Genomic DNA, 21043 nt, shown 5'->3' with positions numbered 1-21043 from the left:
CCGCCGTACGCGGTCCGATCGCCCCCGGGTGGCCCCTCGCCGCCGCCCACCACCGATCGTCGTCGAACGCCGGTGATGACCGGCAGACCCCGCCGACCAGGGGATTGATGCCGCCGGGTGGGGGATGCCCCGTTTGAACCCCATCGGGACGGGAAGCCGGGCCGCGTGGTGAGCGAACGAGGCAAGGTGGGGCCGGTGCACAAGGTGCACGAGGGGCTCACGGCCCAGGGCGCCGGTCTGGCCGGCGACCGGGTCGTGGCCGCGGGCAGCTCGGCCCGGGTGCTGGTCGCCGCCACCGCCCGCGCCCTGCGTGGGCTGGACTGCGCCGACCTCGGGCACACCGGGCCGGTGTCGCGGTTCCCCGGCGCCCCGGAACCCGTCCGCCGCGCCGCGGTCACCCGGGCCGCCGGACGGGTCGCCCTCACGATGGCCCAGGTCGAGGAGGTGGACGCCGCCCGGGTGGCCCGCTGGTTCGTCGACCAGTACCCCCGCCAGCGCTACCCGGGGGTGCTGATCGGCTCGCCGCACGGCGCGGCGGCACACCTCGCGGTGGCCCTCGGCGTGCCGTGGCTGCCAGCCGGATTCGAGATGACCCTGCACTGGACCGGTGGCGCGGTGGACCGCCCGGGAGCGGCCCTGGAGCACGGGGAGGCGCTCGCCGCCCGGCTGATCGCCGGCAACCCCGACCTGCACCTGCGCCAGGTGCACTGCCCGGCCAGCCGTGGATCCCTGACCGGGGTGACCGTGGCGCTGGCCGCCCGCTGGCGGGCCCTGCCGGCGGCGTACGCGCAGTTCCTGGCCGACCGGCTGACCGCCGGCGCCCCGGTGCTGCTGGTCCGCGACGCGCGGACCTGGCCGGTCCTGGAGCGCGGCCCGGGGCACAGCTTCCAGGTCGGCTGCCCCGGCAGCGGGCTGGACCCGGTGGACTTCCACCCGGACAGCCACGCCCTGCGCCAGGTGCTGCGCTCCGTCGGCGGGGACGCCGCCCGGTGGGAGTCGCCGGAGATGTCCGTCCCGTCCGGCGACGCCGAGCACGGCATGGACCCGGGCTTCGAGCTGGCCGCGCGGGACTGGGCGGCCCGCCGGGAACACCCGCTGCACCGGGTGCTGGTGCCCCGCCCGGCGGCGCTGAGCGCGGGGGTGGCCGACCTGTACCGGCGCTGGCTGCGCGGCGCCGGCAAGACCGGTGACCGGTTGGTGGTGGAGTGCGGCCGGTTGCTCGATCCGTGGCAGGTGGTGCGGGCGGGGCTGGTGCCGTACTGGTGCGAGAACGCCACCCGCCGCAGCGTCGACGAGGCCGAGTGGTGGCTGGCCGGCAGCGAGGCGTACAGCTCGGTGGACGTGCTGCCCGAACCGCCCGGGCTGCGCTCGCCCGCCCTCGCCGGGCTGCCGCAGTGGCTGGCCGTGGCCGGGTTCGGCCGGCGCCGTCGGGCCCTGGACCGGACCGCCGCCCGGGGCTACCCGGTCACCTCGGTGCCCACCCGCCGGGCCACCGAGGTGCTGCGCGCCCAGCCGTACGACCTGCCCGTGCCGCCCCCGCTGGGGGTCACCGAGGCGCTGTCCGTGCTCCGGGACAGCGGCGGCCACCAGGGGTTGCTGGTCTCCTGAGGCGGAGCACGCCGAAACATCCTCGCGAACCCCGGGTCCCGTGATTGAGTACCTACGGAGCGGGAACATCGCTGACTGCGACGGCCTGATTGCGCTGCGCAGAGGCGGTGTCGCCCGCTGGCATCCCAGTCACTGACCCACTTTCCGGCCCGGTGCGTGGCTCGACCACGCGCACGACCGGTTTCCCGATCCGGGCGGGGGACCTTCCTGAGGGAGGCGCGGATGTTCGGACAGACGAGCACGACCACACCACCACCCACCGATCGAGGTCTGGAGGACCTCGACGCGGCAGCGCTGGCGTACGCGGCCCGGATCGAGGGCCTGCCGCCCGAGCGGCGGCAGGAGGCACGCGACGATCTGGTCCGCTTCGCGCTGCCGTTCGCCGGCCGCCTGGCCCGCCGCTACCGGGGGCGCGGGGAGCCGTTGGAGGACCTGGAGCAGGTGGCCCGCCTCGGCCTGGTCAACGCCGTCGACCGGTACGACCCGGAACGGGGCTCGTTCACCGCGTACGCCGCGATCACGATCGTCGGCGAGATCAAGCGGCACTTCCGCGACCGGACCTGGGGTGTGCACGTGCCCCGCCGGCTGCGCGACCTGATCCTGGAGGTCGGCCAGGCCACCGCCGCGCTGACCAGCGAGCTGTCCCGGGCGCCCACCGTCGCGGAGCTGTCCCGGCGGCTGGAGACCCCGGAGGAGGAGATCCTCGCGGCGCTGGAGTCGGCCGCCGGCTACAGCCCCGCCTCACTCAACGCCCCGGTGGGCGGTGAGAGCTCCGCGGAGTTCGGCGACCTGGTCGGCGAATCGGACCACGCGCTGGAATCGGTCGACGACCGGGTGACCGTGAGCGGGCTGCTGCATCGCCTGCCCTGGCGGGAGCGCCGGATCCTGGCCATGCGCTTCTACGGCAACCAGACCCAGGCCGAGATCGCCGCCCGGTTCGGCATCTCACAGATGCACGTCTCCCGGCTGCTGTCGCGGGCCCTCACCTGGCTCCGACAGGCCATGCTCGCCGACGCGCCGCCGCCCTGGCAGAACGGCGCCGCCGAGCCGGACCCGGGCAAGACCCGGATCTCGGTGAAGCAGAACGGCGACCGGGTGGTCGTCGAGGTCGGCGGCGAGGTCGACCGGGACGGCGCGGACCAGCTGCGCCGGGCGATGCTGGAGGCGGTGACCGGCCAGCCGAGCGAGGTGGTCGTCGACCTCGTCGGGGCGGGCGGCTTCGACGCCGGCGGGATCGCCGCGCTGATGGCCGGGCGGGACGCGGCTGCCCGGACGGGCGTGCCCCTGCGGCTGACCCGGGTGCAGCCGGCGGTACGCCGTTCGCTCACCGCCGCCGGCCTGGCGCCAGCCCGGGAGTGAGCCCGACGGCCCGATTCGGGCCGTCGACGACGCGGGGCCGGCACCGTCAGGTGCCGGCCCCGCGTCGCGTACCCGCGTCAGTTGTCCTCGGTGTCGCCCTTGCTGTGCGGGTGGCGCCAGCGCTCATGTGGTTTCGGCGCGTCGGTGCTGTCCTGCGGCGCGTCGCTCTCCTCGAAGCTCGGCCGACGCACGCCCTCGGGATCCGGCACGTCCACCGGCCGGGCGCCGGACTGCGGCGCCGGCTGGTACTCGCTCGCCTCGGGGGCGCCGTGCGCGCCCTCGGCGGCCGGCGACTCCGGCACGTGGTGCTCCGTCCGCAGCTCCTCGGTGAACTGCTGGGGCGGCTTGGTGGTGCGCTGCGGCAGATCCCGGCCCAGGTCGGCGACCAGCGGGCCGTACTTCAGGTCGAAGGCCGGACGTTCGGAGCGGATCCGGGGCATGCGGTCGAAGTTGCGCAGGGGCGGGGGACAGGTGGTCGCCCACTCCAGCGAGTTGCCGAAGCCCCACGGGTCGTCCACCGTCACCATCGCCCCGTACCGCCAGGACTTCCACGCGTTGTAGATGAAGAACAGCGTGGACAGGCCCAGGATGAACGCGAAGATCGTGGAGACCGTGTTGAGCGTGGTGAAGCCGTCGGTCGGCAGGTAGTCGGCGTACCGCCGGGGCATGCCCTCGTTGCCCAGCCAGTGGTGCACCAGGAAGGTGCCGTGGAAGCCGATGAACATCGTCCAGAAGTGCGCCTTGCCGAGCCGCTCGTCGAGCATCCGCCCGGTCATCTTCGGCCACCAGAAGTAGTAGCCGCCGAAGAGCGCGAAGACCACGGTGCCGAAGACCACGTAGTGGAAGTGCGCCACCACGAAGTAGGTGTCGTGGGTGTGGAAGTCCGCCGGGGGGCTGGCCAGCAGCACGCCGGTCAGCCCGCCGAGCAGGAACGTGACCAGGAAGCCGATGGCGAACAGCATCGGCGTCTCGAAGGTGAGCTGGCCCTTCCACATGGTGCCGATCCAGTTGAAGAACTTCACGCCGGTGGGCACCGCGATGAGGTAGCTGAGGATGCTGAAGAACGGCAGCAGCACCTGGCCGGTGGCGAACATGTGGTGCGCCCAGACCGTCATGGACAGCACGGTGATCGAGATGGTGGCCAGCACCAGGCCGGTGTAGCCGAAGATCGGCTTGCGGGCGAAGACCGGGATGATCTCGGTGATGATGCCGAAGAACGGCAGCGCGATGATGTACACCTCGGGGTGACCGAAGAACCAGAACAGGTGCTGCCAGAGCATCGGCCCACCGGTCGCCGGGTCGAACACGTGCGCGTTGAGCAGGCGGTCCGCCGACAGGGCCAGCAGCGCCGCCGCCAGCAACGGGAACACCAGGATCACCAGCACACTGGTGAACAGCATGTTCCAGGTGAAGATCGGCATCCGGAACATCGTCATGCCGGGCGCGCGCAGGGTGAGGATCGTGGTGATCAGGTTGACGGCGCCGAGGATGGTGCCCAGCCCGGAGACGACCAGGCCGATGACCCACATGTTCGCGCCCACACCGGGGGAGTGCTCGACGCTGCTCAGTGGCGTGTACGCGGTCCAGCCGAAGTCCGCCGAGCCCTGCGGGGTCAGGAAGCCACCGACCACCATCAGGCCGCCGAACAGGTACAGCCAGTAGGCCAGCGCGTTGAGCCGGGGGAACGACACGTCCGGCGCGCCGATCTGGATCGGCACGATGAAGTTGCCGAACCCGAAGGCCGCCGGGGTGGCGAACAGCAGCAGCATCACCGCGCCGTGCGAGGTGAAGAGCTGGTTGTACTGCTCGGAGGAGAGGAACTGCAGCCCCGGCCGGGCCAGCTCACCCCGGATCAGCATCGCCTCCAGCCCGGCCAGCACGAAGAAGCCGAACGAGGTGAGCAGATACAGCAGCCCGATCTGCTTGTGGTCGGTGGTGGCGAGGAACTTGATCAGAGAGTTGCCCGGGACCGGCGTGCGCCGTGGCCCGGGGAAGCCCCCGAACCGGGCCGGTGCCAGGATCGCCGGGCCGCGATCGCGACCAGGTTCCGTGGTTACCCGTTTGGGCATGCAGCTCACCCCGTCATGACGACAGAAAGGACAGGCGTTCCTACCCGTCCCTCTGACCATGAAACCAGGCGACACCGGTAATTCCGGCCAGATCGCCGGTACCGGCGGAACCAGCTCGAACGGTCAGGCCGCGGGCAACATCGCCCAGACGGCCTTGCCCCGGCCGGCCGGCACGCTGCCCCACCGCTGGGTCAGCTCCCGGACCAGCAGCAACCCGCGCCCGCCCTCGGCGCGCAGGTCCAACCCGGCAGGCTGTGCCGCCTCCTGGCTGCCGTCCACCACGGCCAGGTGCAGGTACGGCCGGCGCAGGGTCACCGTCACCTGCATCGGTGTGCCGGCGTGCCGGACGACGTTGCCGACCAGCTCGCTGAGCACCACCGACGCCGGGCCGGCCACCTCGGGCAGGTTCCACCGGGCGCACGCGTCGACGACCAGCTCCCGGGCCCGCCGGCAGGCCTCGGCCACCGGCTCCAGCCGGGCGCGCAGCCGTGGTGCGCTCGCCGCACCCGCCGCCCGGGTCGCCTCCGCGCAGTCGGGGCGCACCGGGACCACCCGGCAGGTGGTCGACTCCGCGAGCCAGCGGGCGGCGGTCGGTCGTGGGGCGCAGAGCACCACCGGCACGGCCGGCCACTCCTCGGCCCGTCGGGCCGTCGCCGCGAAGACGGACAGCGCCAGCCGGTCCCGGACGGTGACTCCGTCGAGGTCGACCACCAGCGCGTCCGGCTCCCCGGCCAGCGCCTCCTCCAGCGCGTGGTGCACCGAGCGCATGGTGTTCAGGTCCAGCTCACCGGCGAGCCGGACGACCGCCACCGGTGCCGTGGCGCCCACCTCGCACGTGATCCGGCTGGACATCGTGACCCTCGATTCGCTGGTCCGTCGGGACCTGCGAACTACCCCGGGCCGAGCCGGGTCAAACCGGACCGACGTGCCGGGCGAGGCAGGTCACGGACGCCGTGCCGGGTCAGCGAGCCCGCCCGCTCAGCGACGAGTCCGCCCGGTCAGCACGCCCAGCGCGATCATGCCGACGCCGAGGCCGAGGTGCAGCCAGCCGTCGGCGTCGTTGACCGGCAGCACGTTTCCCCCGCTGTCGTGGTCCACCGCCAGCCCGTAGAGCCAGAGCACCAGATACACGGCGCCACCGCCGACGAGGAACGCCCGGGCGCCGGTGACCGTACGGGCCAGCGCCAGCCCGACCACACCGAACAGCAGGTGCACCAGGTTGTGCAGCACCGACACCTGGAACGTGCCGAACAGGAACGCGCCCGAGCCGTGACCGGCGAACCGCAGGTCGGACGTGCCGCTGGTGATCCCCGGCACGAAACCCAGTACGCCGACCAGCACGAACAGCACCGCCACCGTCGCGGCGGCGCGGCGTACCGGGGGCCTGCCGTCGGCCGGGTTGGCCCGGGCCCGGGAGTGGGCCATCGGTCCGACCATCACCGACTCCTCGCTGCGCAGGGGCGTGAGCGCTGCCGGCTACCCGTCGCCGCCGACGGCAAACCCGCTAGCGGCACGGGGGAGGGTCAGACCGGTTGCAGGCGCGGCGCGCCGGCCAGCTGGCGGACCCGCTGGTACAGCTCGACGTAGCGCTCGGCCATCACGGCCGGCGTGAACCGCTGCGCGGCCACCCGACGGCACTCGTCGGGGTCGAGCAGGTCGGCCGCCAGCACCAGCTCGCCCAGCTCCTCCTCGTCGGCGGTGAGCAGCCCGGTGCGGCCGTGCTCGATCAGCTCCGGCAGGCAGCCCCGGCCCGTCGCCACCACCGGCGTGCCCAGGGCGAGCGACTCGACCACCGCGGTGCCACCCGGCTCCTCCCAGCGCAGCGGGAACAGCGACGCGCGGGCGCTGGCGAGCAGGTCGTCGCGCTCCTGCCCGGCCACGGTGCCGACCCAGCGGACCAGGTCACCGTCGACGTGCGGCGCCACCTCGTCGAGGAAGAACCGCACATCCGGGTTCTGCCGGGCCTCGTCGCCGGCCGCCGCCAGCTCGGCCGGGCGGTGGTACGGGCCGACCGGGCCGGCGAGCACCAGCGGGAAGCCGACCTTGTGGGCGAGCCGGGCGCCCACGTCCTGCCCCTTGCCCGGGTTGATCCGGCCCAGGATCAACAGGTGCTCGCCCTTCTCCGGGCGGGGCCGCCGGTCGGCGTCCACGGCGAGGGGAGTGGACAGGTGCACGTGCCCCACCGAGTGCTCCCGCAGGGCCTGTGGGGCCCGGGCCAGCTGGGACGCGGACACACCGTTGACGCGGACCCGCGCGCCGCCGTCCAGGCTGCCGTAGAGCGCGGGGTGCTTGGCCAGGTCCCAGTGCAGGGTGTGCAGGGCCGGCGGGCCGGCCGGCCCCATGGCGGCGAGGGTGGCCAGGCCGACCGCCTCCACGTGGTCGTGCACGAGGTCGATGTCGTCGCGGGCGTGCAGCTCACGCACCACCCCGGCCAGGTGCGCCTGAGCGATCCCGCAGACCTGGTTGTACGGCCGCTGCAACGCGGCGAACTGCCCGTCGGCAAAGACGGACATCTTCTCGTCCACCGGCAGGGTGCTGCTGTCCACCGAGGCGAGCACCACCCGTACGCCGAGGCGCCGCAGCTCCGGCACCAGCGTGGCGATGATGTTCTCGATGCCGCCGTAGCCGGGTGGCGGCACGGACAGCCAGGGGCCGGCGTTCATCAGCACGGTGAGGGTCATCGGAGCACGCCCTTTCCTGTGGCGCCCGGGGTGAGCGCGCGGGCGTTCACGCCGCGGCCACCCGTCGGCGGGGCACCCGGTGGCGCAGCTCGGCCAGCGGCGGGCGCTCCTCGATCGACACGTCGCTGACCACGATCTCGCGGTCGAGGTTCGGCAGTGCGTCGGAGCCACCCCGGCGGAACTGGGTCAGCAGCGCGCTCGGCGCGGTGCCGGGGGCCGCCCAGCCGCGCCGCTGCAGGCGGGACCAGGCGGTCAGCATGATCTGCGCGGACATCCGGCCGAGCGCCGCCGTGTCCTGGTGCCGGTGCTTGCGCTCGCCGAGGTCGACCTGCGCCAGCGCGTCCAGGCCGACCAGATCGAGCAGGTCGATCAGCATCGCCGTCTCCACCCCGTACCCGGAGACGAACGGCACCTGGGCCAGCACCTCGCGCCGGCCGGCGTACTCGCCGGCGAGTGGCTGCACGAAGCCGGCCAGCTCGGGCCAGAAGAGGTTGAGCAGCGGGCGGGCCATCAACTCGGTCACCCGGCCGCCGCCGTCCTGCTCGACGCTGGCGGCGCCCACCAGGGGCCGGTGGTAGAAACCCTTCACGAAATCGACGGACGGGTCGGTCAGCAGCGGGCCGAGCAGCCCGCTCACGAAGTGCGGCCGGAACTCCCGCAGGTCGGCGTCGATGAACGCCACCACGTCCCCCTCGGCGGCGGCCAGACCCGCCCAGAGCGCGTCGCCCTTGCCGCTGAGCCGGGGCAGCCCCCGGGTCATCGCGTCCTGGCTGACCACCTCCGCGCCGGCGGCCCGGGCCACCTGCGCGGTGCGGTCGGTCGACCGCGAGTCCACCACGATCAGCTCGTCGACCAGGGCGACCCGGTCCATCAGGTGCTCCCGGATGGTCGACACGATCGCACCGACAGTGGCCTCCTCGTTGCGCGCCGGCAGCACCACGCTGACCCGGCTCTCGCCCTTGGCGCGCAACAGCCGGCGTGCCGGCCAGTCCGCCGCCGACGTCGTCCGGTACGTGGCCCACGCCTCCACCACCGGTGACACGCTCGATGTCGTATCCCGCACGGGCACCCCTCCGATTCGTGGGCGGAAAAAACCAGGATTGGTTGTTCCCACTCCCCACCACGCGCTAACCGCCTACAGAGAAACAGCTTGATCACAGAGGTGACGAGACCGCGTTCCCGGGGCATGAACGTTTGATTGCGCTCACGCCGGGGGACTGCTCCCACGAAGTGGAAAACGTTCTCGGAAAGGTTGTCGTATGCGTGGATGCCGGGTGGGTCTGGTGGGCGCCGGCGGAGTGGCACAGCGGCATGCCCGCGTGCTGGCCGGGTTCGGTGACGTCGAGCTGATCGGCGTGACCGACGTGGCACCGGAGGCGGCGTCGGCGCTGGCCGCGCAGTCCGGCGGACGGGCGTACGGCGACGTCGCCGAGCTGCTGGCCGCCGGTCCGGACGCGGTGTACATCTGCGTGCCACCGTTCGCGCACGGCCCGGCCGAGGAGACGGTGATCGACGCCGGGGTGCCGATGTTCGTGGAGAAGCCGGTCGCGGTCGACCTGGTCACCGCCGAGCGGATCGCCGACCTGGTCGCGCGGCGCGGGTTGCGCACCGCCGTCGGTCACCACTGGCGTTACCTGAGTGTGCTCGACCAGGCCCGCGAGCTGCTCGCCGACCGTCCGGTGCGGATGGTCAGCGGCGCGTGGCTGGACAAGGTGCCGCCGGTCGCCTGGTGGTCGCGCAGGGACCGCTCCGGCGGCCCGGTGGTCGAGCAGGCCGCGCACGTGCTGGACCTGATCCGCGCCCTGGTCGGCGAGGTCACCGAGGTCACCGCGTACGGCAACGGCACCCCGCCGCCGGTGGACGGCGCCGACATCGACTCGGTGACGACCGCCACGCTGCGTTTCGCCAACGGCGCGGTCGGCACCCTCAGCGCCGCCTGCGTGCTCGGCTGGAAGCACCGGGCCGGGTTGGAGATCCTCGCCGACGGGCTGGCCCTGTCGATCGCCGAGGACGGCCTGCTGATCCGCGACGCCGACGGCGAGCGACACGTCCCGGCCGACCCGGACGCCGCCCGCGTGGCGGTGGACCGCGCCTTCATCGACGCGGTACGCGGCATCGGCGACGATGTGCGCGTCCCGTACGCCGAGGCGCTGGGCACCCAGCGACTGGCCCTCGCGGTGGCCGACTCGGCCCGCACCGGCGAGACCGTGCGACTCGTCACGACCTCCGCCCCGGCCGTGATCGCCAGCGGGGTGACCGTCGATGCGTGACCGGGTCGTGGTGGTCTCCGGCCCCGGCCGGGTGGAGCTGGTGGAGCAGGACGCCGCGCCGCTGCGCCCCGGCACGTTCCGGGTCGAGACGCTGTTCAGCGGCGTCTCCGCCGGCACCGAGCTGAGCTACGTCAAGGGCACCAACCCCTACCTGCACGTCACCTGGAACGCCGACCTGGGCCTGTTCCAGCCGGGCGAGGCGAGCACCCCGTACCCGGTGACCCGGCTGGGCTACATGCAGGTCGGCCGGGTGGTGGAGAGCGAGACCGCGGCGATCGCGGTGGGCACGGTCGGCGCGATGACCTACGGGCACCGCACCGGCTGGGTGGCCGACCCGCTCGCCGAGCGCTTCGTCCCGCTCCCCGACGACCTCGACCCGCTGCTCGGCGTCTACGTCGCGCACATGGGCCCGATCTGCGCCAACGGCCTGCTGCACGCCGCCGCCGACCTGCACGGCGCCGACGTCCGTTCGCTCGGCGACGGGGTACGCGGGCGGCGGGTCGCGGTCGTCGGCGCCGGGGTCGTGGGTCTGCTGACGGCGCTCCTCGCCCGGCGGCACGGCGCGGCCTCGGTGGTCGTGCTCGATCCCACCCGGCAGCGCCGGCAGGTGGCCGAGGCGCTCGGCCTGGAGACCCTCGACCCGGACACGGACGACCCGGCAATGGTGCTGAAGACCCGCTGGGCGCACACCGCCGGCGACCGGGGCGCCGACGTGGTGTTCCAGTGCCGGGGGCAGGCGTGGGCGTTGCAGCTCGCGCTGCGGCTGCTGCGGCCGCAGGGCACGGTGATCGACCTCGCCTTCTACCAGGGCGGCGCCGACGCGGTTCGGCTCGGGGAGGAGTTCCACCACAACGGGCTCTCCCTTCGCTGCGCCCAGATCGGCCGGGTGCCGCGCGGGCTCGCGCCCACCTGGGACCGCGAGCGGCTCTCCGCCGAGACCATCGACCTGCTCCGGGCGGACGGCGACCTCATCCGCAAGCACCTGGTCTCGGCAGTGGCGCCGTTCGACGAGGCGCCCACCCTGCTCACCGACCTGGCCGAACGCCGCCGCCAGGAGCTTCAGGTGGTGCTGACCGGCTGACCCGGAGCGCGCTCGCCGGGTGACGCGGGGGGCTACCGTTCCCGGAGTGAGCACCCCTGGAAGCCGTCCGGTCGGCCTCGCCGCCCTGCTGCCGTACCTGCGTGAGCACCGCGGCACCCTCGCCGTGGTGGGCGTGCTGTCGCTGGCCGGCGCGGCGGCGTCGCTGGCCCAGCCGCTGCTCACCCGGTCGGTGCTCGACCGGGTGGGCGCCGGCGGCGGGGTGGCCGATCTGGTGGCGGTGCTGGTGGCGCTGGTGGTGCTCGGCGCGGCGATCGGCGGGCTGCGCGACTACCTCCTCCAGCGCACCGCCGAGGGGCTGGTGCTGGGCACCCGCCGCCGGCTGGCCGGGCACCTGCTGCGGCTGCCCATCGCCGAGTACGACCGCCGCCGCACCGGCGACCTGCTCTCCCGGGTGGGCTCGGACACCACCCTGCTGCGGGCGGTGGTCACCTCCGGCCTCTTCGAGACGGTCACCGGGGCGGTGATGGTGCTCGGCGCCGGCACGGCGATGGTGCTGCTCGACCCGCTGCTGTTCGGCGTCACCCTGCTCGGGGTGGGGTTGGGGCTCGGCTTCGCGGCGACCTTCGCCCGGCGGGTGCGAGCGTTGGCCCGTGCCGCCCAGGAGCGGATCGGCGAGATGACCTCGGCGGTGGAGCGGGCGATCTCGGCGGCCCGGACGATCCGGGCCAGCCGGGCCGAGACCCGGGAGACGGAGATCGTCACCGGCAGCGCCCGCGAGGCGTACGCGGCGGGGCTGCGGGTGGCGCGGGTGCAGGCGGTGGTCGGGCCCATCGGCTCGGTCACCGTGCAGGGCGCCTTCCTGCTGGTGCTCGGCATCGGCGGGGCCCGGGTGGCCGCCGGCGCGATCACCGTCGGGGATCTGGTCGCCTTCGTCATGTACCTGTTCTTCCTGGCCCTGCCGCTGGCCCAGGTGCTGCGCGCGTACACCCAGTTGCAGACCGGCCTGGGCGCGCTGCAACGGATCGAGGAGATCCTGGCCGTGCCGGCGGAGGGCGCGGCGGACCGGCCGCTGGCGTCCGTCACCACCGCGACCCCGCGCCGCCCGGCCCCGATGATCGAGTTCGACCGGGTGGGGTTCGGCTACCCGGGCGGCCCGGCGGTGCTGCACGACGTCAGCTTCGCGGTGCCAGCCGGCACCCGCACCGCCCTCGTCGGCCCCTCCGGCGCCGGCAAGTCGACCCTGCTGGCCCTGGTCGAGCGCTTCTACGAGGTGAGCGCCGGCGCCGTTCGGCTGGACGGCAGCGACGTGCGGGAGCTGCCGCGCGACGCGCTGCGGGCCCGGCTCGGCTACGTCGAGCAGGAGGCCCCCGTGCTGGCCGGCACGCTGCGGGAGAACCTGCTCATCACCACCCGACGCCACGGAGGACCGGCTGCACGAGGTCCTCGACAAGGTCAACCTCGCCCACCTGGCCGACCGCTCCCCGCTGGGTCTGGAGGTCCAGGTCGGGGAGGGTGGGGTGTTGCTCTCCGGGGGCGAGCGGCAGCGGCTGGCCATCGCGCGGGCGCTGCTGGCCGGCCCGCCGGTGCTGCTGCTCGACGAGCCGACCAGCAACCTCGACGCGCGCAACGAGGTCGCGCTGCGCCGCGCCATCGACGCGGTGGCCGTCCGCCGGACCTTGTTGATCGTGGCGCACCGGCTCGCCACCGTGGTCGACGCCGACCAGATCGTCGTCCTCGACGGCGGCCGGGTGGTGGCCACCGGCACCCACGCCGAGCTGACCGCCACCGACCCGCTCTACCGGGAGCTGGCCACCCACCAGCTGCTGGTCGGCTGACCCCCCGGCGTTCGCGCCGACATGCCGGCGGGTGGCCGGGCAACCGGGCCGCAAAAGCTCGGCCGAGTCGCGTACCGTTGCCGCTCATGGGTGTGTCGCAACGGTTCAAGAGCAAGTTCCAGCGGTTCCTCCAGCGCCCGGGGTCGACCGTGGATCTTGCTCCGCTGGAGAAGCTGCTGTCGGCGATCGAGGCGCGCGAGGATGACCTCGCCGCGCTGGACGACGCCGAGCTGACCGAGGCCGCCGGCACGGCGGCCGGCTACGAGGAGATCTGCGCGATCGGCCGCGAGGCCGCCCGCCGTGGCCTCGACCAGCGGCCGTACGACGTGCAGCTGCTCGGCGCGATGGCGCTGCTCTCCGGCAAGGTCGCCGAGATGGCCACCGGTGAGGGCAAGACCCTGACCGCCACGATCGCCGCGTACGGGCACGTCCGGCTCGGAAACGGGCCGGTGCACGTGCTCACCATCAACGACTACCTGGCCCGCCGCGACGCCCAGTGGATGGAGCCCGTCTACACCCTGCTCGGCCTCAGCGTCGGCTGGGTCAACGAGGCCTCCACCCCGCAGGAGCGGCGCGACGCGTACGCCTGCGACGTCACCTACGTCTCGGTCAGCGAGGCCGGCTTCGACTACCTGCGCGACCAGCTCGTCACCGACGTGGCCGACCGGGTGCAGCCGCCGCTCGCCACCGCGATCGTCGACGAGGCCGACTCGATCATGATCGACGAGGCCCGGGTGCCGATGGTCCTCGCCGGCGCGGTGCCGGGCGAGCAGGACCCGGTGCACGCCGCCGCCGCGCTGGTCCGTGGCCTGCGCAACGGCAAGCACTACACGGTCGCCGAGGAGGGGCGCAGCGTGGCGTTCACCGCCGCCGGCCTGGCCGCCGTCGAGGCCAAGCTCGGCATCGACCTGTACGACGAGGAGCACGTCGCGCAGCTCTCCGCGGTCAACGTGGCGCTGCACGCGCACGCCCTGCTGCACCGTGACGTGGACTACATCGTCCGGGACGGCTCGGTCGAGCTGGTCGACGAGATGCGCGGCCGCGTGGCCCAGCGCCGCCGCTGGCCCGACGGGCTCCAGGCCGCGGTCGAGGCCAAGGAGGGCCTGGACGCCACCGCCGAGGGCGAGGTGCTGGGCACCATCGCCATGCAGGCGTACATCGCGCTCTACCCGAAGGTCTGCGGGATGACCGCCACCGCGGTGCTGGTCGGCGACCAGCTGCGGGAGTTCTTCGGCCTCGAGGTGGCGGTGATCCCCCCGAACACCCCGTGCGTCCGTGCGGACGAGCCGGACCGGATCTACGCCACGCGGGCCGAGAAGGACGAGGCGCTGATCGACGAGATCGGGCGCTGCCACGAGGCGGGGCGGCCGGTCCTGGTCGGCACCCTGGACGTCAAGGAGTCCGAGGGGCTGGCTGCCGGGCTGAACGCCGCCGGGGTGCCCTGCGTGGTGCTGAACGCCAAGAACGACGACGAGGAAGCGGCGATCATCGCCGAGGCCGGCGCGTACGGCGCGGTGACCGTCTCCACGCAGATGGCAGGCCGGGGCGTGGACATCCGCCTCGGCGGCAGCGACCAGGCCGACCGGGAGCGGGTGGCCGACCTGGGTGGCCTCTACGTGATCGGCAGCGGCCGGCACGACAGCCGCCGGGTGGACGACCAGCTGCGCGGCCGGGCCGGCCGGCAGGGCGACCCGGGCGGCTCGGTCTTCTTCGTCAGCCTGGAGGACGACCTGATCGTCCGCCACGCCGCCGACTCGGTGCCGCCGTCGCCACGCATGAACGCGGACGGCCTGGTCACCGACGAGCAGGTCACCTACGCCGTGGAGCACGCCCAGCGGGTCGCCGAGGGTGTCAACCACGAGATCCACCGCAACACCTGGCGCTACAGCGTGGTGATCGAGCAGCAGCGCAAGGCGCTCGCCGAGCGCCGCGAGCGGCTGCTGACCAGCGACATCGCCGCGCTGATGCTGCTGGACAAGATGCCCGAGAAGGCCGGCGAGATGGACGAGGACCTGCTCGCCCGGGCGGCCCGGTCCATCGCGCTCTACCACGTGGACCGCCTCTGGGCCGAGCACCTGGCCGAGCTGTCCGAGGTCCGCGAGGGCGTCCACCTGCGGGCGCTGGGCCGGCTCGACCCGCTGGACGAGTTCCACCGTGCCGCGGTGCCCGCGTTCAACAACCTGGTCCCCGAGATCGAGGCGCGCACCCTCGCCACCTTCGCCGAGACCGAGTTCGACGAGGACTGGCAGCCCGATGACGGCACCCTCGTCCGCCCGACCGCGACGTGGACCTACCTGGTGCACGACAACCCGTTCGGCTCCGAGCTGGACCGGCTGATCGCCTCGATCGGCCGGCGGCTCAGCGGCGCCGCTCGCTGACACGCCGAAGCTGCGGCTTCCGGGGCCCCTGTCGTGCGGTCAACGCGCCGCAGGGGCCCCGATTTAGCCGTTTCGACCCCGGTTTGCGAGGGTAGTAGGGCGGGTCGGTCAAGCCGGGTCGCTCAAGCCGGGAGAGAGCAGACGATGACACAGGTGACGATGTCCACCGGGCACGCGCGTGAGCGTACGGAGGCTGTGGACCGGTGAACCTGGACACGCGGGAACCGGTGGTGGAGAGCCTCGGTGTGCTGGAGACTGCCGCGCTGCTGCGGGAGCTGACCGCCAGCCTCATCGGGCTGACCGATTTCGATGAGGCGCTGGCAGCGCTGGTCACGGTCACCCGGGACGCGGTGGCCGGCGTGCGCTGGTGCGGGTTCACCGCCCTGCGCGCCGGCGAGCCGGCCGGGGTGGCCGCCTCCGACGAGCGGCTGGCCGGCCTGGACGACCTGCGGCACGGGCCCGACTCGCCGGCGATGAGCGCGATCCAGCGCCGGGAGATGATCCTCGCGGTCGACCTGGCCAGCGAGTCACGCTGGCCCGCCTGGACACCGCGCGCCCGCGACCTCGGGGTGCGCGGGGTGATCTCCGCGCCGGTGGACATCGACGACCAGGTGATCGGAGCGATCAACCTGTACGCCGCCGGGCCGGACCTGCTCACCCCGCAACACCAGCTCACCGCGATGCTGCTCGCCGAACACGCCGGCCTGCTGCTGGCCGCCGTCCGCGACCGGAGCCGGCAACTCGCGCTCGCCGGCGAGCGGGACGCCTCACTACTGCACGAGGGGGTGGTGGGACAGGCCGTCGGCGTGATCATGACGCAGCGCGGGTGCCCGCCGGCCGAGGCCCTGGACGTGCTGCGCACGGCCTCCTCCTCGCTGGACATCCCGCTCCGCGAGGTGGCCGCGCGGCTGGTCCGAACCGTCTCCCGCCACCGCGACACCTGACGGGACCGGCGCCGCCTTCCTTGATGTCAATGTGTCGGGAGGGCGGGGACGACCCGGTTTTCCGGGGACACGAGTCGATCACGAGCCGGGGCGGCCCGGTCGGCGTCAAACCGCTCCGCCCGGCCTGACGGCGTGCGGGCCGGGGTGCCCGTTCTCCCCTTCGGCGGCGAGTCGGGCGGCGTTGTTTCGCTGCGGAGGGGCTCGGGTAGCACTCTGGTAATGGTGAGCTGCGCCGACCGGGGGAGGACCGATGCAGAGCCGGCTGCGGGTGCAGGGGCACCCCATCCAACCCATGTTGGTGACGTTCCCGCTCGGGCTCTTCGTCAGCGCCACCGTCTTCGACCTCACCGACGTCATCGGTGGGCCGGCCTTCCTGGGCGAGGTCGGCTACTGGACCGGCGTCGCCGCCCTGTTCGCCGCTGCGATGACCGCGATCGCCGGCATGGTCGACCTGTGGGACGTACCGGGTGACCAGACGCGCCGCACCGCCGTCGCGTTCAACCTCGTGAACGCCGCGATGGCCGGCATGTTCCTGGTCTCCTGCCTGATCCGGGCCCACTCCCCGCAGCGCGGCGCGTCAGTCGCGATCCTGATCACCGAGCTGGTCGCGCTGGCCGTCGGCGGGGTCGGGGTGCACCTGGGCGCCCGGCTGATGCGCCAGTTCGATCGGCGCCGCCGCACCGAGGCCGGCACGTTCGATGTGCTCGGCGGCGTGGCAGGCTCCACCGTCGAGGTCGTCCGCCCTCGCCCCTGAGGGCAGCAATCCGGCCGCGGGCGAGACAGTCCGGCGGCAAATGCGTTGCCAGCGTTGGGGGCGGCCGGCGAGGCTGGCCGGCGTGGACACCGAGCGGGACGTCGAGGATCTGATCGCGGAGGCGGCCGCCGCGCCGGTCGACGGCTGGGGCTTCGACTGGCTGGCCGGCCGGGCGACCGAGGAACGCCCACCCTGGGGGTACGCCGGGTTGGTCGCCAAGCGGATGGCGCACGCCGACGCGGCGCTCGACGTGGACACCGGCGGCGGCGAGGTGCTCGCCGAGGTGCCCCGGCCACCGCGGCTGTTGACGGCCACCGAGGGCTGGCCGCCCAACGTCGTGGTCGCCCGGCGCACCCTGCGCCGGGTCGGCGCGACGGTGGTGGCGGTGACCTCGGACGCGCCGCTGCCGTTCCGGGACGCGTCCTTCGAGCTGGTGGTCAGCCGGCACCCGGTGCGCACCGACTGGGCGGAGACCGCCCGGGTGCTGCGTCCGGGCGGGACGTTCCTGTCCCAGCAGATCGGGGCGGGCACAATGCGGGAACTCAGTGAGGCGATGCTCGGCCCGCTGCCGCCGCCGGCTCAGCGGCATCCCGAGGAGGCGGTGACCGCCGCCCGGGCCGCCGGGCTCACCGTTGTCGACCTGCGGCGGGCCACGCTGCGGGCGGTCTTCCACGACGTCGGCGCGGTGGTCTGGTTCCTGCGCAAGGTGGTCTGGACGGTGCCCGGGTTCACCGTGGACCGCTACCGCCCCCAGCTGCTCGCCCTGCACCACCGCATCACGACCGAAGGCCCCTTCCTGGCCCACGCCCAACGCTTCCTCATCGAAACCACCAAGCCCTGACCAGCCGGCGCCCAATGACGCGGGCGACCGCGCCACCAGCCCAGGCGACCACCGGCCCACCGGGCCACTCGACCACCCGGCCGCGGGTCCGTCGCCGGTCCGCTGCCGTCGACCTCACGACCGAATCAGTGCGCGTGGGGATGGGACTGGTGGTGGCTCGCCAGGACGTCGGCGCCGAAGTCGCTGGCGGGGCGGCGCAGCACGGTGTGCGCGTGGTTGCCGTCGGCGGTCGTGTTGTCGTACTCGATCAGCAGGTCGTCGCCCTGCACGCGGTAGTAGTGTCGCTGGCCGGAGCGGGTGGGACCGGCCCAGGCGAAGTGCAGCTCGCCGCCGTCGAGTCGGCGGGCTTCCCGGATGGCCAGCTCCGGCGGCAGCCGGTCCAGGTAGAGCGCGACCACCTGGTCGAGCAGCGCCCGGCCGGTCGGCCCCAGCCGGGACGACGGCACGCCGAGCGGCTCCAACGGGCCGTCGACCCGCCCACGGGTGGCGCTGATGATGTCCGCCGGCGCCTCGTCGGTGATGATCGCGGCGCTTCGCTCGGTCGGGCCCAACGCGTCGAGCAGGGCGCGTGCCAGGTCCTCCTCGGGGCCGAGCGGCCGGGAGACCGGGCGGCCGGCGTACCGGACGGCAGCCGGGTTGGCGCCGAAGAAGATCGGTGCGGGGGAGACCTGGTCGTCCACCACGGTCATGCTCACCGACAGGTGGTGCCCCTCCAGCCGCCACGCCCAGCGGTCGTCGCGCGCCGGGTCGCCGAACACCGCGACCCAGTAGTCGCCGCTGTGCCGCCCCCGCTGCCAGTCCTCGGCCCGGTCCAGCACCTCCTCCAGCGCCACGATCGCCATCGCCTGCGCGTACGCCGATGGGCTCAGCGCGGTGGCCAGCAGCCGGTGCGCGGCCTTGCGCCCGGCGAGGTCCAGGTCGGCGAGGCAGGCGCCGGGGCGGGGCCGGGGCCGGTACTCCAGCCACCGTCGGGCCGCCTCGTCGTCGAACGGGTGGACGGCGCGGTCGCGGGCCGCCGGGTCGAGCGCGGCCAGCAGCGCGCTGCCGGCGGCGCGCATCTGCTCGGGCAGGGGATCTTCCACCGACCCTGTATACCGGCCCGGTGGGGCCCGCGTCAGCCGGCCCGCAGCAGCGCCGTCATCTCCGGCAGGTCGAAGAACTGCGCGGTCTCCGCCGCGGACGGATTGCCGTGCGCGGGGTCGGCGCCGGCGGCGAGCAGCGCGCGGACGGCCTCGGTGCTGCTGCGGAAGACCGCCGCTGCCAGCGCGGTCTGGCCCCGGTCGTTGGCACGGGAGTGGTCCGCGCCGCGGGCCAGCAGGGCGGCGACCGTGTCCGGGTGGGCGTGGTACGCGGCCAGGATCAGCAGCGTGTCGCCCTTGTCGTTGGTCAGGTTGACGGGCAGGCCGGCGTCGAGCTGGGCGGCCAGTTCCTCGGTGGAGCCCGCCCGGGCCAGGTCGAACATCCGGTGCGCGAACGCCAGGGTCTCGGCGTCGAGGTCCTCGGTCACCGGTCCAGGATAGGGCGTTTTTCAGAAGTCCTGGTTGGCCCGCGCAGGTCCCAGCCGCCGTGCGGTGCGCCGCCACCCTGATAGGTTGCTCGGCCGGCGCGCTGGGGAGGGTCCGATGGGCGAGACGGTGTACGTGGGCAACGCGGGGGTCGACGGTGTCGGCAACGGGGGCTGGCTGCTCGGGCACTTCGCGCCGCCGGGGGAGATCCGACACAGCACCGACGTCGAGGTGAAGTGGGGTGTGCACCCGCCCGGGGAGGCGCGCTCGCGGTGGGCGACGGGGGAGCGGCGGACCACCCTGCTCGTGCTGGTCGAGGGGCGGTTCCGGGTGGAGCTGCCGGACCGGACGGTGCGGTTGGCCGCGCCGGGGGACTACGTCGTGTGGGCCCGCGGGGTGGACCACTCCTGGTACGCCGAGTGCGCCTCGGTGGTGCTCACCGTGCGGTGGCCGTCGTTGCCGGGCTACCGGGTGGACCCGCCGATCCTGCGCTGAGTGACGTCGTTTCCGACCGGCGTCCCGACATCTGGAATTACCTACTAAACCTATAGGCTCTGACGGCTAGAGTACGGGGGCACCCGCCGAACGACCGCGAGGATCGCCATGAACCACCACCGCCCGGAGCCCGACCTGCTCGCCGTCGCCGCCCGCTGGGTCGACCCGGCCACCTGGCCGGTGGCGCTGCGCTACGACCCCGCCGAGCGCTGGTACGCCCGACTCGCGACGGCTGACGACCACGAGGTGTGGGCGCTGAGCTGGCTGCCCGGGCAGGGCACCGACCTGCACGACCACGGCGGTTCCGCCGGGGCGTTCCGGGTGGTCGCCGGCACGCTCACCGAGGAGACCGTCGTCAGTGGCCGGTTGCGTCCCCGCCCGCTGGCCGCCGGCGCCGGTCGTCGCTTCGGCCCCCGACACGTCCACGTGGTGACCAACCGGGGCGCGGAGCCGGCGGTCAGCGTGCACGTCTACCGGCCGGCGCTGGTCCGGATGACCCGCTACCTCCTCGCCGACGGGCGGCTGCGGGTCGCCGAGGTCGCCGAGGCCGGCCGCTCCTGGTGACGACCGAGCAGCCGCGACCGACACCGACCAGCTGCGCGACCCACACCGTCCGGCCACGACCCACACCGACCAGCCGCGCCCCACTCCCCACCAGCGGAAGGAACCGAGAATGCAGGTAACCGCCGAGCGCTGTCCGGCCCCCGTGCCGCCGCCGGGCTCCCGGGGCATCGACGAGATACTGGCCGCCGCGCGCGCCCGGCTCGACCGGCTGGACCCGGAGCGGGCGCACCTGGCGTACCGGGCCGGGGCGCTGCTGGTCGACATCCGCCCGGCCGCCCAGCGGGCCGCGCACGGCGTCGTGCCGGGCTCACTCGCGGTCGAGCGCAACGTGCTGGAGTGGCGCTTCGACCCGCGCTGCGCCGCCCGGCTGCCGCAGGCCGTCGACTACGACGTACCGGTGGTGATCCTCTGCCAGGAGGGCTACACGTCGTCGTTGGCCGCGGCCGCGCTCCAGGACATCGGCCTGCACCGGGCCACCGACGTGGCCGGTGGCTTCGCCGCCTGGCGGATCGCCGGCCTGCCGGCTCTCGGCCCGACCCCACTGCACCGCGCGTTCCCCCTCGCGTCCCCGGTCACCGCCGGCCCGGCGCGCCGCTGACCGCCACGCCGCACCGCGCGTGGCGGGCGTACCGCCATCCCAGGAGGCACCATGTCCGTCGTCGCCATCCCCACGCGCCGTCGGCGTCGACCGGCTCGCC

19 protein-coding genes and 1 pseudogene are annotated in these 21043 nt (G+C 74.0%); 13 read left to right on the top strand and 7 right to left on the bottom strand.

Going from position 1 to position 21043, the window contains the following annotated elements; all coding sequences use genetic code 11:
• Positions 1-195 precede the first annotated feature (195 nt).
• Both DKT68_RS01655 and DKT68_RS01650 read left to right on the top strand, forming a co-directional pair.
• Positions 196-1608: a hypothetical protein gene (locus tag DKT68_RS01655; protein ID WP_109815666.1), complete on the top strand. Its 1413-nt coding sequence runs from the start codon at positions 196-198 to the stop codon at positions 1606-1608.
• Positions 1609-1830: 222 nt separating this feature from the next.
• Complete coding sequence (locus DKT68_RS01650) at positions 1831-2967, top strand: SigB/SigF/SigG family RNA polymerase sigma factor (protein WP_109815665.1); 1137 nt, start codon at positions 1831-1833, stop codon at positions 2965-2967.
• Between the two features lie 77 nt (positions 2968-3044).
• On the opposite strand, the gene ctaD is transcribed toward DKT68_RS01650, so the two are convergent.
• From ctaD to DKT68_RS01625, 5 genes are all read right to left on the bottom strand, one after another.
• A complete protein-coding gene (gene ctaD, locus DKT68_RS01645) occupies positions 3045-5036 on the bottom strand; it encodes an aa3-type cytochrome oxidase subunit I (RefSeq protein ID WP_109815664.1) in 1992 nt (663 codons plus the stop codon).
• A gap of 123 nt (positions 5037-5159) precedes the next feature.
• Positions 5160-5888 (bottom strand): STAS domain-containing protein, encoded by a 729-nt coding sequence (locus DKT68_RS01640; protein WP_109815663.1) that lies wholly within the window; start codon positions 5886-5888, stop codon positions 5160-5162.
• 126 nt (positions 5889-6014) lie between these two features.
• Positions 6015-6461 (bottom strand): DUF4383 domain-containing protein, encoded by a 447-nt coding sequence (locus DKT68_RS01635; protein ID WP_236646673.1) that lies wholly within the window; start codon positions 6459-6461, stop codon positions 6015-6017.
• 98 nt (positions 6462-6559) lie between these two features.
• Complete coding sequence (locus tag DKT68_RS01630; RefSeq protein ID WP_109815661.1) at positions 6560-7717, bottom strand: glycosyltransferase; 1158 nt, start codon at positions 7715-7717, stop codon at positions 6560-6562.
• A gap of 46 nt (positions 7718-7763) precedes the next feature.
• Entirely contained in the window at positions 7764-8747 is a 984-nt protein-coding gene (locus DKT68_RS01625; RefSeq protein WP_236646672.1) for a glucosyl-3-phosphoglycerate synthase, read from the bottom strand.
• A 229-nt stretch (positions 8748-8976) separates the two neighbouring features.
• On the opposite strand from DKT68_RS01625, the gene DKT68_RS01620 reads away from it, so the two are divergent.
• The 8 genes and pseudogenes from DKT68_RS01620 (at position 8977) to DKT68_RS01590 (ending at position 17781) form a co-directional block, all read left to right on the top strand.
• Positions 8977-9987, top strand: coding sequence for a Gfo/Idh/MocA family protein (locus DKT68_RS01620; protein ID WP_109815659.1), 1011 nt, complete (start codon positions 8977-8979; stop codon positions 9985-9987).
• A complete protein-coding gene (locus DKT68_RS01615; protein ID WP_109815658.1) occupies positions 9980-11068 on the top strand; it encodes a zinc-dependent alcohol dehydrogenase in 1089 nt (362 codons plus the stop codon). Before DKT68_RS01620 ends, DKT68_RS01615 begins: the two co-directional genes overlap by 8 nt.
• A 19-nt stretch (positions 11069-11087) precedes the next feature.
• Positions 11088-12365 (top strand): annotated as a pseudogene (locus DKT68_RS01610) (ABC transporter ATP-binding protein); the annotation flags it as partial.
• A 94-nt stretch (positions 12366-12459) separates the two neighbouring features.
• Complete coding sequence (locus DKT68_RS31715) at positions 12460-12864, top strand: ATP-binding cassette domain-containing protein (RefSeq protein ID WP_330848921.1); 405 nt, start codon at positions 12460-12462, stop codon at positions 12862-12864.
• 86 nt (positions 12865-12950) lie between these two features.
• On the top strand, positions 12951-15242 hold the full coding sequence (gene secA2 / locus DKT68_RS01605) for an accessory Sec system translocase SecA2 (RefSeq protein ID WP_109815657.1): 2292 nt from the start codon (positions 12951-12953) through the stop codon (positions 15240-15242).
• A 203-nt stretch (positions 15243-15445) separates the two neighbouring features.
• Positions 15446-16186 (top strand): GAF and ANTAR domain-containing protein, encoded by a 741-nt coding sequence (locus tag DKT68_RS01600; RefSeq protein ID WP_109815656.1) that lies wholly within the window; start codon positions 15446-15448, stop codon positions 16184-16186.
• Positions 16187-16436: 250 nt separating this feature from the next.
• Positions 16437-16940 (top strand): DUF2231 domain-containing protein, encoded by a 504-nt coding sequence (locus DKT68_RS01595; protein WP_109815655.1) that lies wholly within the window; start codon positions 16437-16439, stop codon positions 16938-16940.
• Positions 16941-16980: 40 nt separating this feature from the next.
• Positions 16981-17781 carry a class I SAM-dependent methyltransferase gene (locus tag DKT68_RS01590; RefSeq protein WP_109815654.1) on the top strand — a complete coding sequence of 267 codons (801 nt, stop codon included), beginning with the start codon at positions 16981-16983 and terminating at the stop codon, positions 17779-17781.
• Positions 17782-17906: 125 nt separating this feature from the next.
• Here DKT68_RS01590 and DKT68_RS01585 read toward each other — a convergent pair whose 3' ends face one another.
• Complete coding sequence (locus DKT68_RS01585) at positions 17907-18863, bottom strand: DUF3500 domain-containing protein (protein ID WP_201748854.1); 957 nt, start codon at positions 18861-18863, stop codon at positions 17907-17909.
• A gap of 32 nt (positions 18864-18895) precedes the next feature.
• On the bottom strand, positions 18896-19243 hold the full coding sequence (locus tag DKT68_RS01580; protein WP_407940683.1) for an ankyrin repeat domain-containing protein: 348 nt from the start codon (positions 19241-19243) through the stop codon (positions 18896-18898).
• Positions 19244-19403: 160 nt separating this feature from the next.
• Here DKT68_RS01580 and DKT68_RS01575 point away from each other — a divergent pair, with 160 nt between their 5' ends.
• The 3 genes from DKT68_RS01575 (at position 19404) to DKT68_RS01565 (ending at position 20943) form a co-directional block, all read left to right on the top strand.
• Positions 19404-19781, top strand: coding sequence for a cupin domain-containing protein (locus DKT68_RS01575; RefSeq protein WP_109815651.1), 378 nt, complete (start codon positions 19404-19406; stop codon positions 19779-19781).
• 108 nt (positions 19782-19889) lie between these two features.
• Positions 19890-20345, top strand: a complete 456-nt coding sequence (locus tag DKT68_RS01570) for a cysteine dioxygenase (RefSeq protein WP_109815650.1) — start codon at positions 19890-19892, stop codon at positions 20343-20345.
• Positions 20346-20454: 109 nt separating this feature from the next.
• Positions 20455-20943 (top strand): rhodanese-like domain-containing protein, encoded by a 489-nt coding sequence (locus tag DKT68_RS01565; protein WP_109815649.1) that lies wholly within the window; start codon positions 20455-20457, stop codon positions 20941-20943.
• Positions 20944-21043: the final 100 nt, after the last annotated feature.

Source organism: Micromonospora acroterricola (assembly GCF_003172955.1).
Classification (GTDB): Bacteria; Actinomycetota; Actinomycetes; order Mycobacteriales; family Micromonosporaceae; genus Micromonospora; species Micromonospora acroterricola.
This window is presented reverse-complemented; position numbering and strand designations above follow the sequence as displayed.